The 15,982-nt window shown below is 55.9% G+C and carries 20 protein-coding genes; all 20 read left to right on the top strand.

Annotation, left to right across the window (positions count from 1 at the left end; translation table 11 throughout):
* Nucleotides 1–3 precede the first annotated feature (3 nt).
* The 20 genes from OS190_RS07545 to nuoN all read left to right on the top strand — a co-directional run bounded on the left by OS190_RS07545 (nt 4) and on the right by nuoN (nt 15,961).
* Nucleotides 4–996 carry a helix-hairpin-helix domain-containing protein gene (locus OS190_RS07545; RefSeq protein WP_267158046.1) on the top strand — a complete coding sequence of 331 codons (993 nt, stop codon included), beginning with the start codon at nt 4–6 and terminating at the stop codon, nt 994–996.
* A 12-nt stretch (nt 997–1,008) separates the two neighbouring features.
* A complete protein-coding gene (locus OS190_RS07550; protein WP_267158047.1) occupies nt 1,009–1,233 on the top strand; it encodes a DUF5337 domain-containing protein in 225 nt (74 codons plus the stop codon).
* An 88-nt stretch (nt 1,234–1,321) separates the two neighbouring features.
* Nucleotides 1,322–2,617 carry an NADH-quinone oxidoreductase subunit NuoF gene (gene nuoF, locus OS190_RS07555; RefSeq protein WP_267158048.1) on the top strand — a complete coding sequence of 432 codons (1,296 nt, stop codon included), beginning with the start codon at nt 1,322–1,324 and terminating at the stop codon, nt 2,615–2,617.
* Complete coding sequence (locus tag OS190_RS07560; protein ID WP_267158049.1) at nt 2,614–3,024, top strand: MAPEG family protein; 411 nt, start codon at nt 2,614–2,616, stop codon at nt 3,022–3,024. Before nuoF ends, OS190_RS07560 begins: the two co-directional genes overlap by 4 nt.
* Complete coding sequence (locus OS190_RS07565) at nt 3,011–3,520, top strand: DUF3291 domain-containing protein (RefSeq protein WP_267158050.1); 510 nt, start codon at nt 3,011–3,013, stop codon at nt 3,518–3,520. The genes OS190_RS07560 and OS190_RS07565 overlap by 14 nt, the downstream gene beginning before the upstream one ends.
* Nucleotides 3,521–3,557: 37 nt before the next feature.
* Entirely contained in the window at nt 3,558–3,764 is a 207-nt protein-coding gene (locus OS190_RS07570; RefSeq protein ID WP_267158051.1) for a hypothetical protein, read from the top strand.
* Nucleotides 3,765–3,769: 5 nt separating this feature from the next.
* Nucleotides 3,770–3,979 (top strand): DUF3291 domain-containing protein, encoded by a 210-nt coding sequence (locus tag OS190_RS20500; protein ID WP_323370651.1) that lies wholly within the window; start codon nt 3,770–3,772, stop codon nt 3,977–3,979.
* Nucleotides 3,980–4,083: 104 nt separating this feature from the next.
* Nucleotides 4,084–4,248, top strand: a complete 165-nt coding sequence (locus OS190_RS20505; protein WP_323370652.1) for a DUF3291 domain-containing protein — start codon at nt 4,084–4,086, stop codon at nt 4,246–4,248.
* A 256-nt stretch (nt 4,249–4,504) separates the two neighbouring features.
* Entirely contained in the window at nt 4,505–4,837 is a 333-nt protein-coding gene (locus tag OS190_RS07580; RefSeq protein WP_267158052.1) for a hypothetical protein, read from the top strand.
* A gap of 117 nt (nt 4,838–4,954) precedes the next feature.
* Nucleotides 4,955–5,356 carry a DUF5333 domain-containing protein gene (locus tag OS190_RS07585; RefSeq protein ID WP_267158053.1) on the top strand — a complete coding sequence of 134 codons (402 nt, stop codon included), beginning with the start codon at nt 4,955–4,957 and terminating at the stop codon, nt 5,354–5,356.
* A 4-nt stretch (nt 5,357–5,360) separates the two neighbouring features.
* Complete coding sequence (gene nuoG / locus OS190_RS07590; protein WP_267158054.1) at nt 5,361–7,376, top strand: NADH-quinone oxidoreductase subunit NuoG; 2,016 nt, start codon at nt 5,361–5,363, stop codon at nt 7,374–7,376.
* On the top strand, nt 7,373–7,768 hold the full coding sequence (locus OS190_RS07595; RefSeq protein WP_502212025.1) for a YNQ4 family lipoprotein: 396 nt from the start codon (nt 7,373–7,375) through the stop codon (nt 7,766–7,768). The genes nuoG and OS190_RS07595 overlap by 4 nt, the downstream gene beginning before the upstream one ends.
* 36 nt (nt 7,769–7,804) lie before the next feature.
* On the top strand, nt 7,805–8,839 hold the full coding sequence (nuoH, locus tag OS190_RS07600; protein WP_267158056.1) for an NADH-quinone oxidoreductase subunit NuoH: 1,035 nt from the start codon (nt 7,805–7,807) through the stop codon (nt 8,837–8,839).
* A 7-nt stretch (nt 8,840–8,846) separates the two neighbouring features.
* Nucleotides 8,847–9,341: an NADH-quinone oxidoreductase subunit NuoI gene (nuoI, locus tag OS190_RS07605; protein ID WP_267158057.1), complete on the top strand. Its 495-nt coding sequence runs from the start codon at nt 8,847–8,849 to the stop codon at nt 9,339–9,341.
* Nucleotides 9,338–9,757 (top strand): carboxymuconolactone decarboxylase family protein, encoded by a 420-nt coding sequence (locus OS190_RS07610; RefSeq protein WP_267158058.1) that lies wholly within the window; start codon nt 9,338–9,340, stop codon nt 9,755–9,757. Before nuoI ends, OS190_RS07610 begins: the two co-directional genes overlap by 4 nt.
* On the top strand, nt 9,754–10,356 hold the full coding sequence (locus OS190_RS07615; RefSeq protein WP_267158059.1) for an NADH-quinone oxidoreductase subunit J: 603 nt from the start codon (nt 9,754–9,756) through the stop codon (nt 10,354–10,356). Before OS190_RS07610 ends, OS190_RS07615 begins: the two co-directional genes overlap by 4 nt.
* Before the next feature lie 178 nt (nt 10,357–10,534).
* A complete protein-coding gene (gene nuoK / locus OS190_RS07620; protein ID WP_008553673.1) occupies nt 10,535–10,840 on the top strand; it encodes an NADH-quinone oxidoreductase subunit NuoK in 306 nt (101 codons plus the stop codon).
* Between the two features lie 5 nt (nt 10,841–10,845).
* A complete protein-coding gene (nuoL, locus tag OS190_RS07625; protein WP_267158060.1) occupies nt 10,846–12,945 on the top strand; it encodes an NADH-quinone oxidoreductase subunit L in 2,100 nt (699 codons plus the stop codon).
* Nucleotides 12,945–14,507, top strand: a complete 1,563-nt coding sequence (locus tag OS190_RS07630; RefSeq protein WP_267158061.1) for an NADH-quinone oxidoreductase subunit M — start codon at nt 12,945–12,947, stop codon at nt 14,505–14,507. The genes nuoL and OS190_RS07630 overlap by 1 nt, the downstream gene beginning before the upstream one ends.
* An 11-nt stretch (nt 14,508–14,518) precedes the next feature.
* On the top strand, nt 14,519–15,961 hold the full coding sequence (nuoN, locus tag OS190_RS07635; RefSeq protein WP_267158062.1) for an NADH-quinone oxidoreductase subunit NuoN: 1,443 nt from the start codon (nt 14,519–14,521) through the stop codon (nt 15,959–15,961).
* Nucleotides 15,962–15,982 lie beyond the last annotated feature (21 nt).

Here is a 15,982-nt window from a genome sequence, read left to right on the forward strand (position 1 = left end):
ACGATGTCACAGACTCAACTAAATGAAGACTGTAAGAGAAAATCATGGATCATTGCCGCCGTCGCCGGGGTGGTGGTGTTCTTTTTATTGTATTTGGCTTTTGGGCTTGGCGGGTTCGCGTCGTTTATCTGGGGGGTAATCGCGGGGCTGCTGTTGGCGTTTGTTTTGCCAAAGTTCATTTGCACGGGACAGGATGCAGGACAGGTATCGGGGCAGGCTGGTGCAACGGCGCAGGCTGCTGCATCGCGGACGGGCACAGCAGTAAGCGGTGACGCAGCGGGGACGACAACTGGCACACCGGCAGGTGCATCCGGGGCAGGCAGTGCAACCACCGGCACGGCAAGCGCTGCACAATCTGTCGCGACAGCATCCGACCTGACAACAACCGCAGCGCCATTGATGGCGCCGGATGCACCGGCAGAAGCCCCAGCGGATGTCGTGTCCGAGGTGGCACCGGGCAAGGCGACGTCCAAGCCGGCGGCCAAATCGGCGGCAAAGAAGCCGGCGGCCAAAGCTGCCAAACCGGCGGCAAAAAGCGCGGCAACAAAGCGCGCAACCTCTGAAAAAGCGGCACCCATGAAAGCTGCCCCCAAAAAGGCGGCGGCAAAGAGTACAACCGCTGACGCGGCGGCGCCCAAGAAGGCCGCTGCATCCAAGTCAGGCACCAAGAAAACCGCAGCGACAAAGCCTGCAACAAAGCCCAAGCGTGCACCCGTGGCGGCAGATGGACAGCCGCAGATCTATGACACAGTACCCGCGGGCGGGGCAGATGACCTAAAGCTGATCAGCGGCGTTGGTCCCAAGCTTGAGCAGACGCTGAACGACATGGGCATCTATCTGTATGAACAGGTGGCGGGCTGGCGTAAAAAGGAAATCGAATGGGTCGATGCGCGCCTGCGCTTCAAAGGCCGGATCGAGCGAGATGACTGGATGTCGCAGGCCAAGATTCTGGCCAAGGGCGGCGAGACTGAATTCTCTCGCAAGAAGAAGAAATAAGCGATTTCGCAGATGGGTGAACAACAGGACAAAGCACTTGCAAAGAAAGGCCAGACCGTGGGTCTGGTCATTGCAGTAACGATGGTGCTTTGGCTTGTTGCAAACCTTGCGGGGCCGCGATTGGGCTTGCCCGGACGTTATGCATTGTTATTTGACCTGGCCGCCTTGGCCGCGCTTGTATGGTCGATGGTGCTGATCTGGCAGATGTGGCAAGCGCGCCAGGCGGACAAGCAGTAGGCCGGAAATTAGACGGACCACCTGTGTGCGGGTGGCATACGAGATTAACCAGCTCCGAAGGGCTGACATGGAAGAGTAGGGCAAAGCAATGCTTGCAGATCAGGACCGCATTTTTACCAATCTCTACGGCATGCATGACCGCACGCTGAAGGGTGCGCAGCAGCGCGGCCATTGGGATGGCACTGCGGGCATCATCAAGAAAGGCCGCGACTGGATTGTGGACCAGATGAAAGCCTCAGGGCTGCGCGGGCGTGGTGGTGCGGGCTTCCCGACCGGTCTGAAATGGTCCTTCATGCCGAAAGAATCCGACGGTCGCCCCGCCTATCTGGTGATCAATGCGGATGAATCAGAGCCGGGCACCTGCAAGGACCGCGAGATCATGCGCCATGATCCGCATACGCTGATCGAAGGCTGCCTGATTGCCAGTTTTGCGATGAATGCCCATGCCTGTTACATCTACATCCGCGGTGAATATATCCGTGAGAAAGAGGCGCTGCAGGCAGCGATTGACGAGGCCTATGATGCAGGACTTGTGGGCAAGAACGCCTGCAAATCCGGGTGGGATTTCGACATCTATCTTGCGCATGGTGCCGGTGCCTACATCTGTGGTGAGGAAACCGCGCTGCTGGAAAGCCTTGAAGGTAAAAAGGGCATGCCGCGCATGAAGCCGCCATTTCCTGCAGGGGCTGGTCTCTATGGTTGTCCGACAACCGTGAACAACGTGGAATCCATTGCCGTGGTGCCGACGATCCTGCGCCGCGGGCCTGAATGGTTTGCAGGCTTTGGGCGTCCCAACAATGCGGGCACCAAGCTGTTTGCGATCTCGGGGCATGTAAACAACCCCTGTGTGGTTGAAGAGGCGATGTCGATTTCTTTCGAAGAGTTGATCGAGACCCATTGCGGTGGCATCCGGGGTGGTTGGGACAATCTCAAGGCGGTGATCCCCGGCGGGTCGTCGGTGCCGTTGATTCCGGGGTCGCAGATGAAAGATGCAATCATGGATTTCGACTATCTGCGCGAGCAGCGGTCGGGTCTGGGCACGGCGGCGGTGATCGTGATGGACAATTCAACCGATGTGATCAAGGCGATCTGGCGTTTGTCAAAGTTCTACAAACACGAATCTTGCGGCCAATGTACGCCCTGTCGCGAAGGTACCGGTTGGATGATGCGTGTCATGGACCGTCTGGTAACGGGCGATGCGGAGCCTGAGGAAATCGATATGTTGCTGGATGTAACCAAGCAGGTCGAGGGCCACACGATTTGCGCCCTTGGCGATGCGGCGGCCTGGCCGATCCAGGGGTTGATCCGGCATTTCCGGGATGAGATCGAGGACCGGATCAAGCACAAGCGCACCGGCCGCGTTTCTGCGGTGGCGGCGGAATGATGGATTACCTTGAGGCTTACAGCCACGCCATCGCCGCGCTGGCGATCTGGGCTTTGTTGAGCCTGGTGCTTGGAGCCATGTCGACGTTGGGACGCAATGCCCAGAACCGTTGTGAGTGCGGTCTGCCCAGACGCGACTATTCGGATGTGGTTTACCGCCGTGGCCGCGCTTTTGCGAATGCCATGGAAATGAACGGTCCTTTTGTGGCGGCGACTGTTGCAGGCATTCTTGCGGGCGCTGCGCCGTTCTGGGTGAACATTCTTGCATCCGTCTTTATCCTGTCGCGTGTCGCAATGGCGGTGGTTCACATTGGCACCGAAAACCAGCCGTTGCGTTCGATGACCTGGGCCATTGGCATGCTTTGCGTTTTCATCCTGGCCTTGATGGCCGCGATTGCCGCTTTCTGAAGTGATGCAGCAGCCCTATGGTCATCATCTTGCGGAACTGAACCTGGGGATCCTGAAATACGACTGGGATGATCCGCGGGTTCAGGATTTTGTAAATGGTCTTGAACTGGTTAACAGTGCGGCCAAGCGCAGCGCTGGTTTTGTCTGGATGATGGACCCGGATGAGATGGAATTCGAGCAGACCCACGCAGATGGCAATATGGGGGCGAATCCGCGTATGGCCAGCACCCTGAGCGTTTGGGAAAGCGTCGCGCGGTTGGAACATTTTGTCTGGAACACGGTGCACAAGCGGTTTTATGACCGCAAAGGTGAATGGTACGACATGGGTGCCGCATTGCGTTTTGCCATGTGGTGGGTGCCGATAGGCCATCAACCTACAATGGCCGAAGCAATGGCGCGTTTCCGGCATTTGGAAACCCATGGCCCAACTGATCACGCCTTTGGGTGGGGGCACATGAAAGCAGCGCAGCTTTGGAAAACTAAGGCCTGTGGGTAGCGCGGTGGGCTTCTTCAAAAATCTCTGGGATGGCTTGTTGAGCCTGATTGCCGCGTTGGCGACATTTGCCATATTCGGCATTCCGGTCTGGGCGACGCATCTGGCGATCAGCAATGGCATCGTGCCGATCTGGACCTATGCAGCAGTGGTGGGACTGGTGTTCATCGGCGGCAACCTCTGCCTTGCTTTTCTGCGCAAGGCGCTTGATGGGGTGGCTCCGCTGCGCGACAGGAAAAGACGTTGAACGGCATGCATCTGGCAGAGTTGAATGTGGGGCGACTGGTTGCGGCGCAGGATGATCCGCGTGTCGCGGATTTCATGACGAACCTCAACAGGATCAATGGGTTGGCGAAACGGATGCCCGGTTTCCAATGGATAATGGAAGGTGAGAGCGGCGGGGGCAATACGGATACGGCAATTGACGGTGATCCGCTGTTCATTCCCAACCTCAGTGTTTGAGAAAAAGTCGAAACGCAGGAAACATTCGTCTGGGACAGGATTCACAAACAAATTCTATGAGCGCCGTGCCGTGTGGTTCGATGTGCTGAGGGGTGCATCTTGTGATGTGGTTTGTGCCTGTTGGCCATCGACCGACACTGGATGACCCCCTGGCAAGGCTTGCGCACCGACAATCCAATGGTGACAGTGCACATGCCTTTGGCTGGGCGCTTTTGTCTGCGGCCAGTATGCATCGGACCCATGGTTGCCGTGACGCGGCGGTTGCCTGAACGGCAGAAGAAGCGAAATGTCTTCCAAGTGATCCCGAGAGGCAGCATGATCTGTAGCACCGCTGCCGCCTGTTTGGTCGGAATCGAATCTGGCCGGCAATAAACCTTGAGTTTAGAGCGAATTATGGGGAATCCTGGTAGAAGTGGCCGTGTGATCTGGGTAAAGATGCGGTGCTAAGGGAGATCACGGTGAAGCCGATTGCCGCAGCGCAATGGCCGGCGCATTTGCGGGTCCAGAACTAACAAGGGTACAAAAATGAAAACGACATCTGTAATGTTTGCCCTGTCATTGGGTCTGTTGACGGGCTGCACCGACAGTAAGAACCAGATAACTTTTGACGGGCATTATTTCCGTACAAAGGTGGCCAAGGTTGACAAGCAACGGGACGTGTTCACAGTGCGTATCCGCGATGTCGCGCAGTCCCTTGAGGGGGCGCGTGCCGCAGGCCGGCATGCGGGCATCGCTTATTGCGTCGAGAATTTTGGAAGTTCCAAGATCCGCTGGTCCGTGGGCCCGGAGACTCCGCCAGAGCAACTTCAGATTGTTGACAATACGCTGGTGTTTCAGGGTGTTTGCCCTCAGCTTTGAAATGCGCAATAAGGGCCGTGTTTACCACAGGCCGAGTGCCTGCTATTGCATATCAACGGGACCAAACCCCATGTGGACCAAGGGCAAAGCCGCCCGCGCCACCTGAGGAAGTAATACATGAGAATTTTGGTAGCAGCATTTCTGAGTGCAAGCCTGATCGCAGGTCCCGCGATGGCCAAGCCGCCTTTGCGTGAAGTTGCGGCGATTGATGATGCTCTGTTTGATTTGGGCCTCGCTGATATTATTCGCAAAGAATGTCCGACAATCAGTGCGCGCATGTTCAAGGCGATTGGATATGTGCGCAATCTGGAACAAAAAGCACGGGGAATGGGCTATTCCCAGGCCGAAATCGAAGCCTATACCGACAGTGACGCCGAAAAGAACCGGTTGCGGGCGAAAGCCGCTGCATTTTTCCGCGCGCGGGGGGTCGATACTTCCGACCCACAGAGTTACTGTGTGCTAGGACAGCAAGAGATTCAAAAATCGAGCCGTATCGGTTCGTTACTGAGAGCGAAGTAACCCTATGAGCGACCTGCGCAAAATCATTATCGACGGTAAAGAAGTTGAGACTGAGGGGGCCATGACGCTCATTCAGGCGTGTGAGCAGGCGGGGGTGGAAATTCCGCGGTTCTGTTACCATGAGCGTCTGTCGATTGCGGGCAATTGCCGCATGTGTCTGGTCGAGGTCGTCGGCGGTCCGCCCAAGCCGGCCGCATCCTGTGCGATGCAGGTACGTGATCTGCGCCCCGGCCCGGAAGGGCAACCGCCGGTTGTGAAAACCAATTCGCCGATGGTGAAAAAGGCACGTGAAGGGGTGATGGAGTTCCTGTTGATCAACCATCCGCTTGATTGCCCGATCTGCGATCAGGGCGGCGAATGTGACCTTCAGGATCAGGCGATGGCCTATGGTGTTGATTTCTCGCGTTTCCGCGAGCCGAAGCGGGCAACCGAAGATCTCGAAATCGGGCCACTGATCGAAACTCATATGACCCGCTGCATTTCCTGCACCCGTTGTGTGCGTTTCACGACCGAGGTCGCAGGCCAGCATATCATGGGCCAGACAGGACGCGGGGAAGATGCAGAGATTACGACCTATCTGGGGGCAGTGATCGAAAGCAATCTATCGGGCAACATCATTGATCTGTGCCCTGTGGGCGCTTTGGTCAGCAAGCCGTATTCATTCACGGCGCGGCCCTGGGAATTGTCCAAGACGGAATCAATTGATGTGATGGACGCGCTGGGATCGAACATCCACGTGGATACCAAAGGTCGTGAAGTCATGCGGTTCCTGCCGCGCAATCATGACGGTGTGAACGAGGAATGGATTTCCGACAAGACGCGCTTCGTCTGGGATGGGTTGCGCCGTCAACGTCTGGACACCCCCTATATCCGCGAGAACGGCAAGCTGCGCAAAGCCGATTGGCCCGAGGCGCTGGCGGCGGCTGCTGCGGCGATGAAGGACAAGAAGGTTGGCGGGCTGATCGGTGATCTGGTCTCGGTCGAAGCGGCCTATGCGTTGAAAACCCTGATCGAGGGGCATGGCGGTTCGGTTGAATGCCGCACCGATGGTGCGAAGCTGCCTGCGGGCAATCGTTCGGGCTATGTTGGCACGGCCACGGTTGAGGATCTGGACACTGCCGAGATGATCCAGTTGATCGGGACCAATCCAGCGGTAGAAGCGCCTGTACTGAACGCGCGTATTCGCAAAGCATGGACGCGGGGCGCAAACATCGGATTGATTGGCCAACCTGTTGATCTGACATATGATTATCACCACATGGGCGATGATCCGGCGGCGCTTGGCGCGGTGCTGGGGAACACATTCTCGAAGGTGCTGGAAGTGCCGTCGGTCATTGTGATCGGGCAGGGCGCATTAGCCCGCGATGACGGCGAAGCAGTTCTCGGCGCTGCAATGGAATTGTGCGAAAAGACACAGAGCAAGTTGTTGGTGCTGCACACGGCGGCTGGCCGCGTTGGTGCGATGGACATCGGGGCGACCTGCGAGAATGGCATCGCGGATATTCTGAGTGCGGATGTGATCTACAACCTTGGCGCGGATGAGGGCGACATTCCGGCGGGTCCATTTGTGATCTATCAAGGATCACATGGTGATCGCGGTGCCCATCGTGCGGATATTATCCTGCCCGGTGCGGCCTATACCGAAGAGGCAGGATTATTCGTGAATACCGAAGGGCGTCCGCAACTGGCGGCGCGTGCAAGTTTCGCACCGGGTCAGGCCAAGGAAAACTGGGCGATCCTGCGGGCCTTGTCCGCCGAAATGGATGCGACGTTGCCATATGATTCTCTCGTGGCGCTGCGAAAGGCGCTGGTTAAAGACGTGCCGCATCTGGGAGAGATAGACCGGGTCCCGGCAAATGAATGGCAACCCGTGAAAAGCGGCAAGCTGGGCAGCGCGGTGTTCCAGCCGGCGATTGCAGATTTCTATCTCTCTAACCCGATTGCAAGAGCAAGTGCGTTGATGGCGGAGCTTTCGGCCAATGCGGCGGCACGGGCTGCGTCACCTCTGGCGGCTGAGTGAGAGGGGTGGCGGCTCTGACACTTGCGGTGGCGGCGGTGACCCTGGCCGCCTGTGAGCCGCAGGTTCCCTTGGCCTCTGATTTCATTCCTGATTACAAGGGGGTGGAAACAGCGTTACTGGATGGGGATCTGGTGCAGTTCAAGGTTGCGATGACCAAAGCACAAAGCGGTCAGGACGTTTCGGACTATGCGGAATGTGCTGCAGCGCAATACACCCTTATTCGCGGCTATGGTTTTGCACGGCATGTCCGCACAAATGTCGCCCAAGAGGCTGGTCTTTGGCGAGGCGATGCTGTTTATACGATCTCGCCAAGCTTGCCACGTGGCATAAAGACAATTGATGCCGAGGTCACCGTCGCGAACTGCGTCGAGAAAGGCATTCCGAGGGTATGAGAGACCACGATTTGAAAGACAGGGGCTTAACGGCTAATGGTTGAATTCTTTACGCAAACAGGCCTCGGCATGGGGCTTTTGTTGGTGGGGCAGGTTCTGCTTCTCGTCGTGCCCTTGCTGCTGGCGCTGGCGTTTCTGATGTATGCGGACCGTAAGATCTGGGCCGCTGTGATGATGCGACGCGGCCCCAACGTTGTGGGTGTCTTTGGCCTGCTGCAATCATTTGCGGATTTTCTGAAATATATCGTAAAGGAAGTTGTCGTTCCCGCCGGTGCTGACCGCGCGGTCTTTTTCCTTGCGCCGATGATTTCCTTCGTTATGGCGATGATCGCCTGGGCGGTGATCCCCTTTAATGACACCTGGATTTTGGCCGATATTAACGTCGCCATCCTTTATGTTTTCGCGATTTCCTCGCTTGAAGTCTATGGCGTGATCATGGGTGGTTGGGCGTCTAACTCCAAATACCCTTTCCTGGGTTCCCTGCGGTCCGCGGCGCAGATGATCTCCTATGAGGTCTCGATCGGTTTGATCATCATCGGTGTGATCATTTCCACAGGGTCAATGAACTTTGGCGCGATTGTGCAGGCACAAGAGGGCGGTGGCGGATTGCTGCATTGGTATTTCCTGCCGCATTTCCCGATGATGATCCTGTTCTTTATCAGTGCTTTGGCTGAAACCAACCGGCCGCCCTTTGATCTGCCGGAAGCGGAATCAGAACTGGTTGCGGGCTATCAGGTTGAATATTCCTCGACACCTTTCCTGCTGTTCATGATCGGTGAACTGGTCGCAGTTGTGTTGATGTGCGCACTGGTATCTTTGCTGTTCCTCGGTGGCTGGCTGTCGCCTGTGGCTTTCTTGCCGGATGGCTTTTTCTGGATGTTCATCAAGATGCTGGGCGTCTTCTTTATGTTCTCGATGGTCAAGGCGATCACGCCACGCTACCGCTACGATCAGTTGATGCGTCTGGGTTGGAAGGTTTTCCTGCCGTTCTCTCTTTTCTGGGTGGTTTTCACGGCGTTCGCGGCGAAATTCGAATGGTTCTGGGGCATTTATGCCCGCTGGCCGATGTGAGGGTGATATGAGTCAAACCGATTTTTCCCGCAAGGCCGGATATTTCCTGCTGACCGACTATGTCAAAGGCTTCCTGCTGGGCATGCGCTATTTCTTTGCGCCCAAGGTCACGCTGAACTACCCACATGAAAAAGGCCCGCTGTCGCCGCGTTTTCGTGGGGAACATGCCTTGCGTCGCTATCCCAGTGGGGAAGAACGCTGCATCGCCTGCAAATTGTGCGAGGCAGTTTGTCCCGCGCAGGCCATCACCATTGACGCGGAACCCCGCGAGGACGGCAGCCGCCGCACCAAGCGTTATGACATAGACATGACCAAATGCATCTATTGCGGTTTCTGTCAGGAGGCCTGTCCAGTGGATGCGATTGTCGAAGGGCCGAACTTTGAGTTTTCGACGGAAACCCGCGAAGAGTTATATTACGACAAGGCCAAATTGCTGGACAATGGGGACCGTTGGGAAACCGAGATCGCCCGCAATCTTGAAATGGATGCACCCTACCGATGAATGATCCCGTAAACCCCTTTGAGGCGATGATGAAGCAAGCGCAGGAGATGGCCAAGGCCATGCCTGCGATGGACGCGTTTTCGCCCAAGGTGTTTGAGGCGATGATGGGCACCATGCCGAAAGACATGATGGAAATGATGTTTGGCAACGGTGTGAACAAGGACGGGCTTGATGCGCGGACACGCCTGTTGCTGACCCTGGCTGGGTTGACCATGCAGGGTGCCCAAAACGATGTGGCCGTGCGCCAGACCGTCCGCCACGCGATCGAGGCCGGCGCGACCAAGCAACATATCCGCGAAGCCATTGCACAGATGTCTGTTTTTGCAGGTCTGCCAGCTATGGCCAAGGCAATGGAACTGGCCGACGCTATTATGGCCGAGATAGATGAAAGCGACGAGAAAGGCACCCAAGCATGATGGTTTTTGCTTTCTATTTGTTTGCGATCTGCGTGATCGCGGGCGGGCTTTTCACCGTGGTCAGCCGCAACCCGGTGCATTCGGTGCTTTGGCTGATCCTTGCCTTCCTGTCCTCTGCAGGTCTGTTTGTGCTGCTGGGCGCCGAATTTGTCGCGATGTTGCTGATCATTGTCTATGTCGGTGCGGTTGCGGTGTTGTTCCTGTTCGTGGTGATGATGCTGGACGTTGATTTTGCCGAGTTGAAGGCCGAGATGGCGAAATACATGCCGCTGGCGCTTCTGATCGGGTTGATCATATTGATGCAATTCGTGATGGCTTTTGGTGCCTGGGAAAGCAATGCAGCAGCCGAAGGGCTACGCGCTCAGGTGACAGGTCTGAATGTGCAGAATACGGCAGCTTTGGGTCTGATCCTTTATGATGACTATTTTCTGCTGTTCCAATTGGCGGGGATGATCCTGCTGGTGGCGATGATTGGTGCAATCGTGCTGACCCTGCGCCACCGTGTGGATGTGAAGCGGCAGGATGTGGTGGCACAGATGATGCGTGATCCGGCCAAGACGATGGAATTGAAAGACGTGAAATCGGGGCAGGGGCTATGAACCTGCGCCAGTCAACAAGGGGACAACACCATGTCTAGAAATACAATCGTTGTACTCGTAGTGGTGCTTGTCATCCTGCTGGGTGGATACGGGTTCATGGGCTAACCAGCCTTTGGTGGCTTTCTGCCACAAGACTAAGACGAAATGCCTGACAACAGGGCGACAACCGAGGGACGACATGATCGGACTTGAACATTACCTGACAGTGGCGGCGACGCTTTTTGTCATCGGCATCTTCGGGCTATTCCTGAACCGCAAAAACGTGATCATCCTGTTGATGAGCATTGAATTGATGCTTCTGGCGGTGAATATCAATCTGGTCGCCTTCTCCAGTTTCCTTGGGGATCTGGTCGGGCAGGTGTTCACGCTGTTTGTCCTCACGGTTGCTGCGGCTGAGGCGGCGATTGGTCTGGCCATTCTGGTCTGTTTCTTCCGCAATCGTGGCACGATCGCGGTTGAAGACGTTAATGTGATGAAGGGCTGAGGCAGATGGAAACCACACTCCTTTTTGCGCCGCTGGTTGGCGCGCTTGTTGCCGGTTTCGGTTGGAAGTTGATGGGCGAAACCGCTGCGCAGTGGATCACCACGGGCCTGTTGTTTCTGTCTGCGGCCTTGTCTTGGATTGTGTTTCTGTCCTTTGACGGCCCGACAGAGCATATCCAGATCCTGCGCTTTATCGAATCCGGTAGCCTAAGCACCGACTGGTCGATCCGCCTGGATCGTATGACCGCAATCATGCTGATCGTCGTGACCACGGTTTCCGCGCTCGTGCACCTTTATTCCTTTGGCTATATGGCGCATGACGATAATTTCAGCGGCGAGGGGGAAAATTATCGGGCCCGTTTCTTTGCCTATCTGTCGTTCTTTACCTTTGCGATGTTGATGCTGGTCACCTCTGACAATCTTGTTCAGATGTTCTTTGGCTGGGAAGGTGTCGGCGTGGCCTCTTATCTCTTGATCGGTTTCTACTACAAGAAACCCAGCGCAAATGCGGCGGCGATCAAGGCCTTTGTGGTGAACAGGGTGGGCGATTTCGGTTTCGCGCTTGGGATCATGGCGCTGTATCTGATGACGGACAGCATCCGTTTCGACGATATTTTTGCGGCGGCCCCCGATCTGGCAGAGCAGACCATCGGCTTTCTCTGGACCGACTGGAATGCGGCGAACCTGATCGCCTTTTTGCTGTTTGTCGGCGCGATGGGGAAATCGGCGCAGTTGTTCCTGCACACCTGGTTGCCCGATGCGATGGAAGGCCCGACGCCTGTGTCGGCATTGATCCATGCCGCGACAATGGTGACGGCGGGTGTTTTCCTTGTTTGCCGGATGTCGCCAATCATGGAATTCGCGCCCGAAGCAATGATGTTTGTAACCTTTATCGGGGCCACAACCGCGTTGTTCGCAGCGACCGTGGGGCTGGTTCAGAACGACATCAAGCGCGTCATTGCCTATTCGACCTGTTCACAGCTGGGCTATATGTTCGTGGCGGCAGGTGTTGGCATGTACTCGGCGGCAATGTTCCACCTGTTCACTCATGCCTTCTTTAAGGCAATGTTGTTCCTTGGCGCGGGTTCAGTCATTCATGCGATGCATCACGAGCAGGACATGCGTAATTATGGCGGTCTGCGCAAAAAGATCCCCTATACCTTTGCTGCCATGATGATTGGTACGCTCGCGATTACCGGTGTGGGTATTCCGCTGACGCATTTCGGCTTTGCTGGTTTCCTGTCAAAAGACGCGATTATCGAGAGCGCATGGGCAGGTGGGTCGATGTATGGTTTCTGGCTGCTGGTGGCAGCGGCGGCGATGACCTCCTTTTACAGCTGGCGTCTGATGTTCATGACTTTCTACGGCAAGCCGCGCGGTGACAAACATACTCATGAACATGCCCATGAATCGCCCATGGTAATGCTGGTGCCTTTGGGGGTCTTGGCATTGGGGGCGATTTTTGCCGGGATGCTGTGGTTCAAGCCGTTCTTTGGCGATCACAAATATGTCGCGGCGTTTTACGATATTCCGCTCGCGGAAATGGCAGAAGGGACTGACACCCATACAAGCGGGGCAGAGGACAATCAGGGCAAATCGGATGACGGACATGGTGCAACGGAAGCGCATCATGCGGCATTTGGCGGTGCACCGGGCGAGGGGGCCTTGTTCTTTGGTCCTGACAACCACGTGTTGGAAGACGCCCATGCGGCACCGAAATGGGTCAAGGTTGCACCCTTTGTTGCCATGCTCTTTGGGCTTATCATGGCATTGTGGTTCTACATCTGGAATCCGAGCCTGCCCAAGCGTCTGGCCGAAAACCAGCAACCGCTGTATCAGTTCTTTTTGAACAAATGGTATTTTGACGAACTCTACGATGTCGTATTTGTAAGACCCGCCAAAGCCATCGGTCGCTTTTTCTGGAAGCGCGGCGACGGGAATGTCATCGACGGGACGCTCAACGGTATTGCCATGGGCATTGTGCCTTTTTTCACACGGCTCGCCGGTAAGGCACAGTCGGGTTACATCTTCACCTATGCCTTTGCCATGGTGATCGGCATTGCGGTGCTGGTGACATGGATGACGATGACCGGAGGGGCGCACTAATGGATACCCATCTGCTTTCCATTATCACTTTTCTGCCTGCCTTTGCCGCGGTGATCCTTGCGGTCTTTCTGCGGGGTGATGACGCCGCGGCGCAGCGCAATGCCAAGTGGCTGGCGATGATCACCACCACGGCGACCTTTGTGATCTCCTTGTTTGTGTTGTTTGAATTCGACCCGCAGGATACCGGTTTCCAGTTTGTGACCGAAGCTGAATGGCTTCTGGGGCTCAAGTACCGCCTTGGCGTGGACGGCATTTCGGTCCTTTTTGTGATGTTAACCACTTTCATGATGCCGCTGGTGATTGCCGCCTCGTGGAATGTGGACAAACGGGTCAAGGAATACATGATTGCCTTCCTGATGCTGGAAACGCTCATGCTGGGCGTCTTCATGGCGCTGGACCTGATCCTGTTCTACCTGTTCTTCGAAGCAGGGCTGATCCCGATGTTCCTGATCATCGGTATCTGGGGCGGGGCGAACCGCATTTATGCCAGCTTCAAGTTTTTCCTTTATACCTTTCTTGGTTCGGTGTTGATGCTGGTGGCGATGGTTGCGATGTTTTCGGAGGCCGGGACCACCTGTATCGCGGCCTGCGACGTCAGCCTGTTGAAACACCAGTTCGGCAGCGAGTCTTTCAGTATTCTTGGCATCCAGATTGTCGGCGGCATGCAGACACTGATGTTCCTGGCGTTCTTTGCGAGTTTTGCGGTCAAGATGCCAATGTGGCCGGTGCATACCTGGTTGCCTGATGCGCATGTGCAGGCACCGACGGCCGGTTCTGTGGTACTGGCTGCAATCCTGTTGAAGATGGGCGGCTACGGCTTTCTGCGCTTTACCTTACCGATGTTTCCCGTTGGATCCGATGTGATGGCACCACTGGTGCTTTGGATGTCTGCAATTGCGATTGTTTATACCTCGCTGGTGGCCCTTGTTCAGGACGACATGAAGAAGCTGATTGCCTATTCCTCTGTTGCCCACATGGGGTTTGTGACGATGGGTATTTTTGCCGGCAACCAGCAGGGCGTTGACGGTGCGATTTTCCAGATGGTCAGCCACGGCTTTATCTCTGCAGCGCTCTTTCTTCTGGTTGGTGTGATCTATGACAGGATGCACACCCGCGAGATTGACGCCTATGGTGGTCTTGTGAACCGGATGCCCGCCTATGCGATGGTCTTTATGTTCTTTACGATGGCGAACGTCGGCCTGCCGGGTACTTCAGGGTTCATCGGCGAGTTCCTGACCCTGATTGCGGTTTTCCAGGTCGACACATGGGTCGCAATGGTTGCAACAACGGGTGTGATCTTTTCAGCGGCCTATGCGCTGTGGCTGTATCGCCGCGTGGTGATGGGTGAGTTGATCAAGGAAAGCCTGAAGGCGATCAAGGACATGTCGCCGCGGGAAAAATGGATCCTGGCCCCACTGGTCGCCATGACACTGCTGCTGGGTGTCTATCCCGCATTGGTTTTGGATATTACGGGGCCGTCCGTGACAGCTCTGGTTGAGAACTACGCAAGCGCGGTAGAGGCGGCTGATACCTCCGTTCAAACCGCCACTGCATCGCATTAAGGAAGTCCACGATGATTGCCGCTGATCTGAATGTCATTTTGCCGGAAATCCTGCTGTCGGCCTTTGCGCTGCTGGGATTAATGGTTGCTGTCTATACCACCAAGGACAAGGTGGGTGGGATGCTTGTCTGGATCACGGCGGCTGTCTTTGTCGTGTTGGCCGCCTACATCGGGCTGACAGGCGAAGGAACGCAGAGCGCGTTTAACGGAATGTTCATCGAGGACGGATTTGCCCGGTTTGCCAAGGTAACGATCCTGCTGTCAGCAGCAGCGGTATTGGTGATGTCGGAAAACTATATGCGGAGCCGTGGTCTGCTGCGCTTTGAGTATCCCATTCTTGTCGCGCTCAGCGTTGTTGGCATGATGATGATGGTCAGTGCCGGTGATCTTATGGCGCTTTACATGGGTCTGGAGCTGCAGTCCCTGGCGCTTTACGTGGTGGCGTCGCTGCGCCGTGATTCCGTGCGTTCCACCGAAGCGGGGCTGAAGTATTTTGTGTTGGGCGCGCTGTCCTCAGGTTTGTTGCTTTACGGTGCATCGCTGGTTTACGGTTATGCAGGAACGACATTGTTCTCGGGCATCATTACGACCGCACAGGCAGGCGAGACATCGCTGGGCCTGTTGTTTGGCCTGGTCTTTTTGATTGCCGGCCTTGCGTTCAAGGTATCTGCGGTGCCATTCCATATGTGGACGCCTGACGTTTACGAAGGGTCGCCAACACCGGTCACCGCCTTTTTCGCAACCGCGCCCAAAATGGCGGCGATGGCGCTGTTTGCCCGAGTTCTGCATGATGCCTTTGGCAATGCCGTGAGCGACTGGAGCCAGGTCATCGCGCTTTTGTCCCTGCTATCGATGTTTCTTGGTGCTGTTGCCGCGATCGGGCAAACGAATATCAAACGTCTGATGGCGTTTTCCTCTATCGCGCATATGGGCTATGCGCTGATGGGTTTGGCGGCGGGCACCGCCTTTGGTGTGCAGGCGATGCTGGTCTATATGGCGATCTATGTGACAATGAACGTCGGTGCCTTTTCCTTTATTCTGATGATGCAAAAGGATGGTGCGCCGGTGACGGATATTGCGTCCTTGAACATGTACGCCAAGACCAATCCTGGACGCGCCCTGTCGATGTTGGTGTTGTTGTTCAGTCTTGCCGGGGTGCCGCCTATGCTGGGCTTTTTCGGCAAGCTTTATGTCCTGCGCGCAGCTTACGATGCTGGACTTGTGTGGTTGGCCGTTGCCGGTGTGGTCGCATCTGTGATCGGTGCCTATTATTACCTGCGGATCGTGTTCTACATGTATTTCGGCGAAGAACCAACCGAACAACTTGACCGGTCCAGCGGAAGGATCCTGCCTGCGTTTCTGACGGTATCCGCGGTGATCATGGTTCTGGGCATCATCAATATGTTCGGGGTCGAGGCAGCCGCAGTTGAAGCCGCTGGCGCGTTGGTGAATTGAACCATTCTGGCTTGCCCCTGC

Source organism: Sulfitobacter sp. F26204, assembly GCF_026410305.1.
In the GTDB taxonomy this organism is placed as follows: domain Bacteria; phylum Pseudomonadota; class Alphaproteobacteria; order Rhodobacterales; family Rhodobacteraceae; genus Sulfitobacter.

Excerpts from the sequence above, each read along its gene's own strand:
- OS190_RS07615 (WP_267158059.1), top strand. The coding sequence starts at position 9,754 with ATGATGGTTTTTGCTTTCTATTTGTTTGCGATCTGCGTGATCGCGGGC.
- nuoN (WP_267158062.1), top strand. The coding sequence starts at position 14,519 with ATGATTGCCGCTGATCTGAATGTCATTTTGCCGGAAATCCTGCTGTCG.
- nuoG (WP_267158054.1), top strand. The coding sequence starts at position 5,361 with ATGAGCGACCTGCGCAAAATCATTATCGACGGTAAAGAAGTTGAGACT.
- nuoH (WP_267158056.1), top strand. The coding sequence starts at position 7,805 with ATGGTTGAATTCTTTACGCAAACAGGCCTCGGCATGGGGCTTTTGTTG.
- OS190_RS07580 (WP_267158052.1), top strand. The coding sequence starts at position 4,505 with ATGAAAACGACATCTGTAATGTTTGCCCTGTCATTGGGTCTGTTGACG.
- nuoI (WP_267158057.1), top strand. The coding sequence starts at position 8,847 with ATGAGTCAAACCGATTTTTCCCGCAAGGCCGGATATTTCCTGCTGACC.
- nuoL (WP_267158060.1), top strand. The coding sequence starts at position 10,846 with ATGGAAACCACACTCCTTTTTGCGCCGCTGGTTGGCGCGCTTGTTGCC.
- OS190_RS07630 (WP_267158061.1), top strand. The coding sequence starts at position 12,945 with ATGGATACCCATCTGCTTTCCATTATCACTTTTCTGCCTGCCTTTGCC.
- OS190_RS07585 (WP_267158053.1), top strand. The coding sequence starts at position 4,955 with ATGAGAATTTTGGTAGCAGCATTTCTGAGTGCAAGCCTGATCGCAGGT.
- OS190_RS07560 (WP_267158049.1), top strand. The coding sequence starts at position 2,614 with ATGATGGATTACCTTGAGGCTTACAGCCACGCCATCGCCGCGCTGGCG.
- OS190_RS20500 (WP_323370651.1), top strand. The coding sequence starts at position 3,770 with ATGCATCTGGCAGAGTTGAATGTGGGGCGACTGGTTGCGGCGCAGGAT.
- OS190_RS07550 (WP_267158047.1), top strand. The coding sequence starts at position 1,009 with ATGGGTGAACAACAGGACAAAGCACTTGCAAAGAAAGGCCAGACCGTG.
- nuoK (WP_008553673.1), top strand. The coding sequence starts at position 10,535 with ATGATCGGACTTGAACATTACCTGACAGTGGCGGCGACGCTTTTTGTC.
- OS190_RS20505 (WP_323370652.1), top strand. The coding sequence starts at position 4,084 with ATGTGGTTTGTGCCTGTTGGCCATCGACCGACACTGGATGACCCCCTG.
- OS190_RS07545 (WP_267158046.1), top strand. The coding sequence starts at position 4 with ATGTCACAGACTCAACTAAATGAAGACTGTAAGAGAAAATCATGGATC.
- nuoF (WP_267158048.1), top strand. The coding sequence starts at position 1,322 with ATGCTTGCAGATCAGGACCGCATTTTTACCAATCTCTACGGCATGCAT.
- OS190_RS07610 (WP_267158058.1), top strand. The coding sequence starts at position 9,338 with ATGAATGATCCCGTAAACCCCTTTGAGGCGATGATGAAGCAAGCGCAG.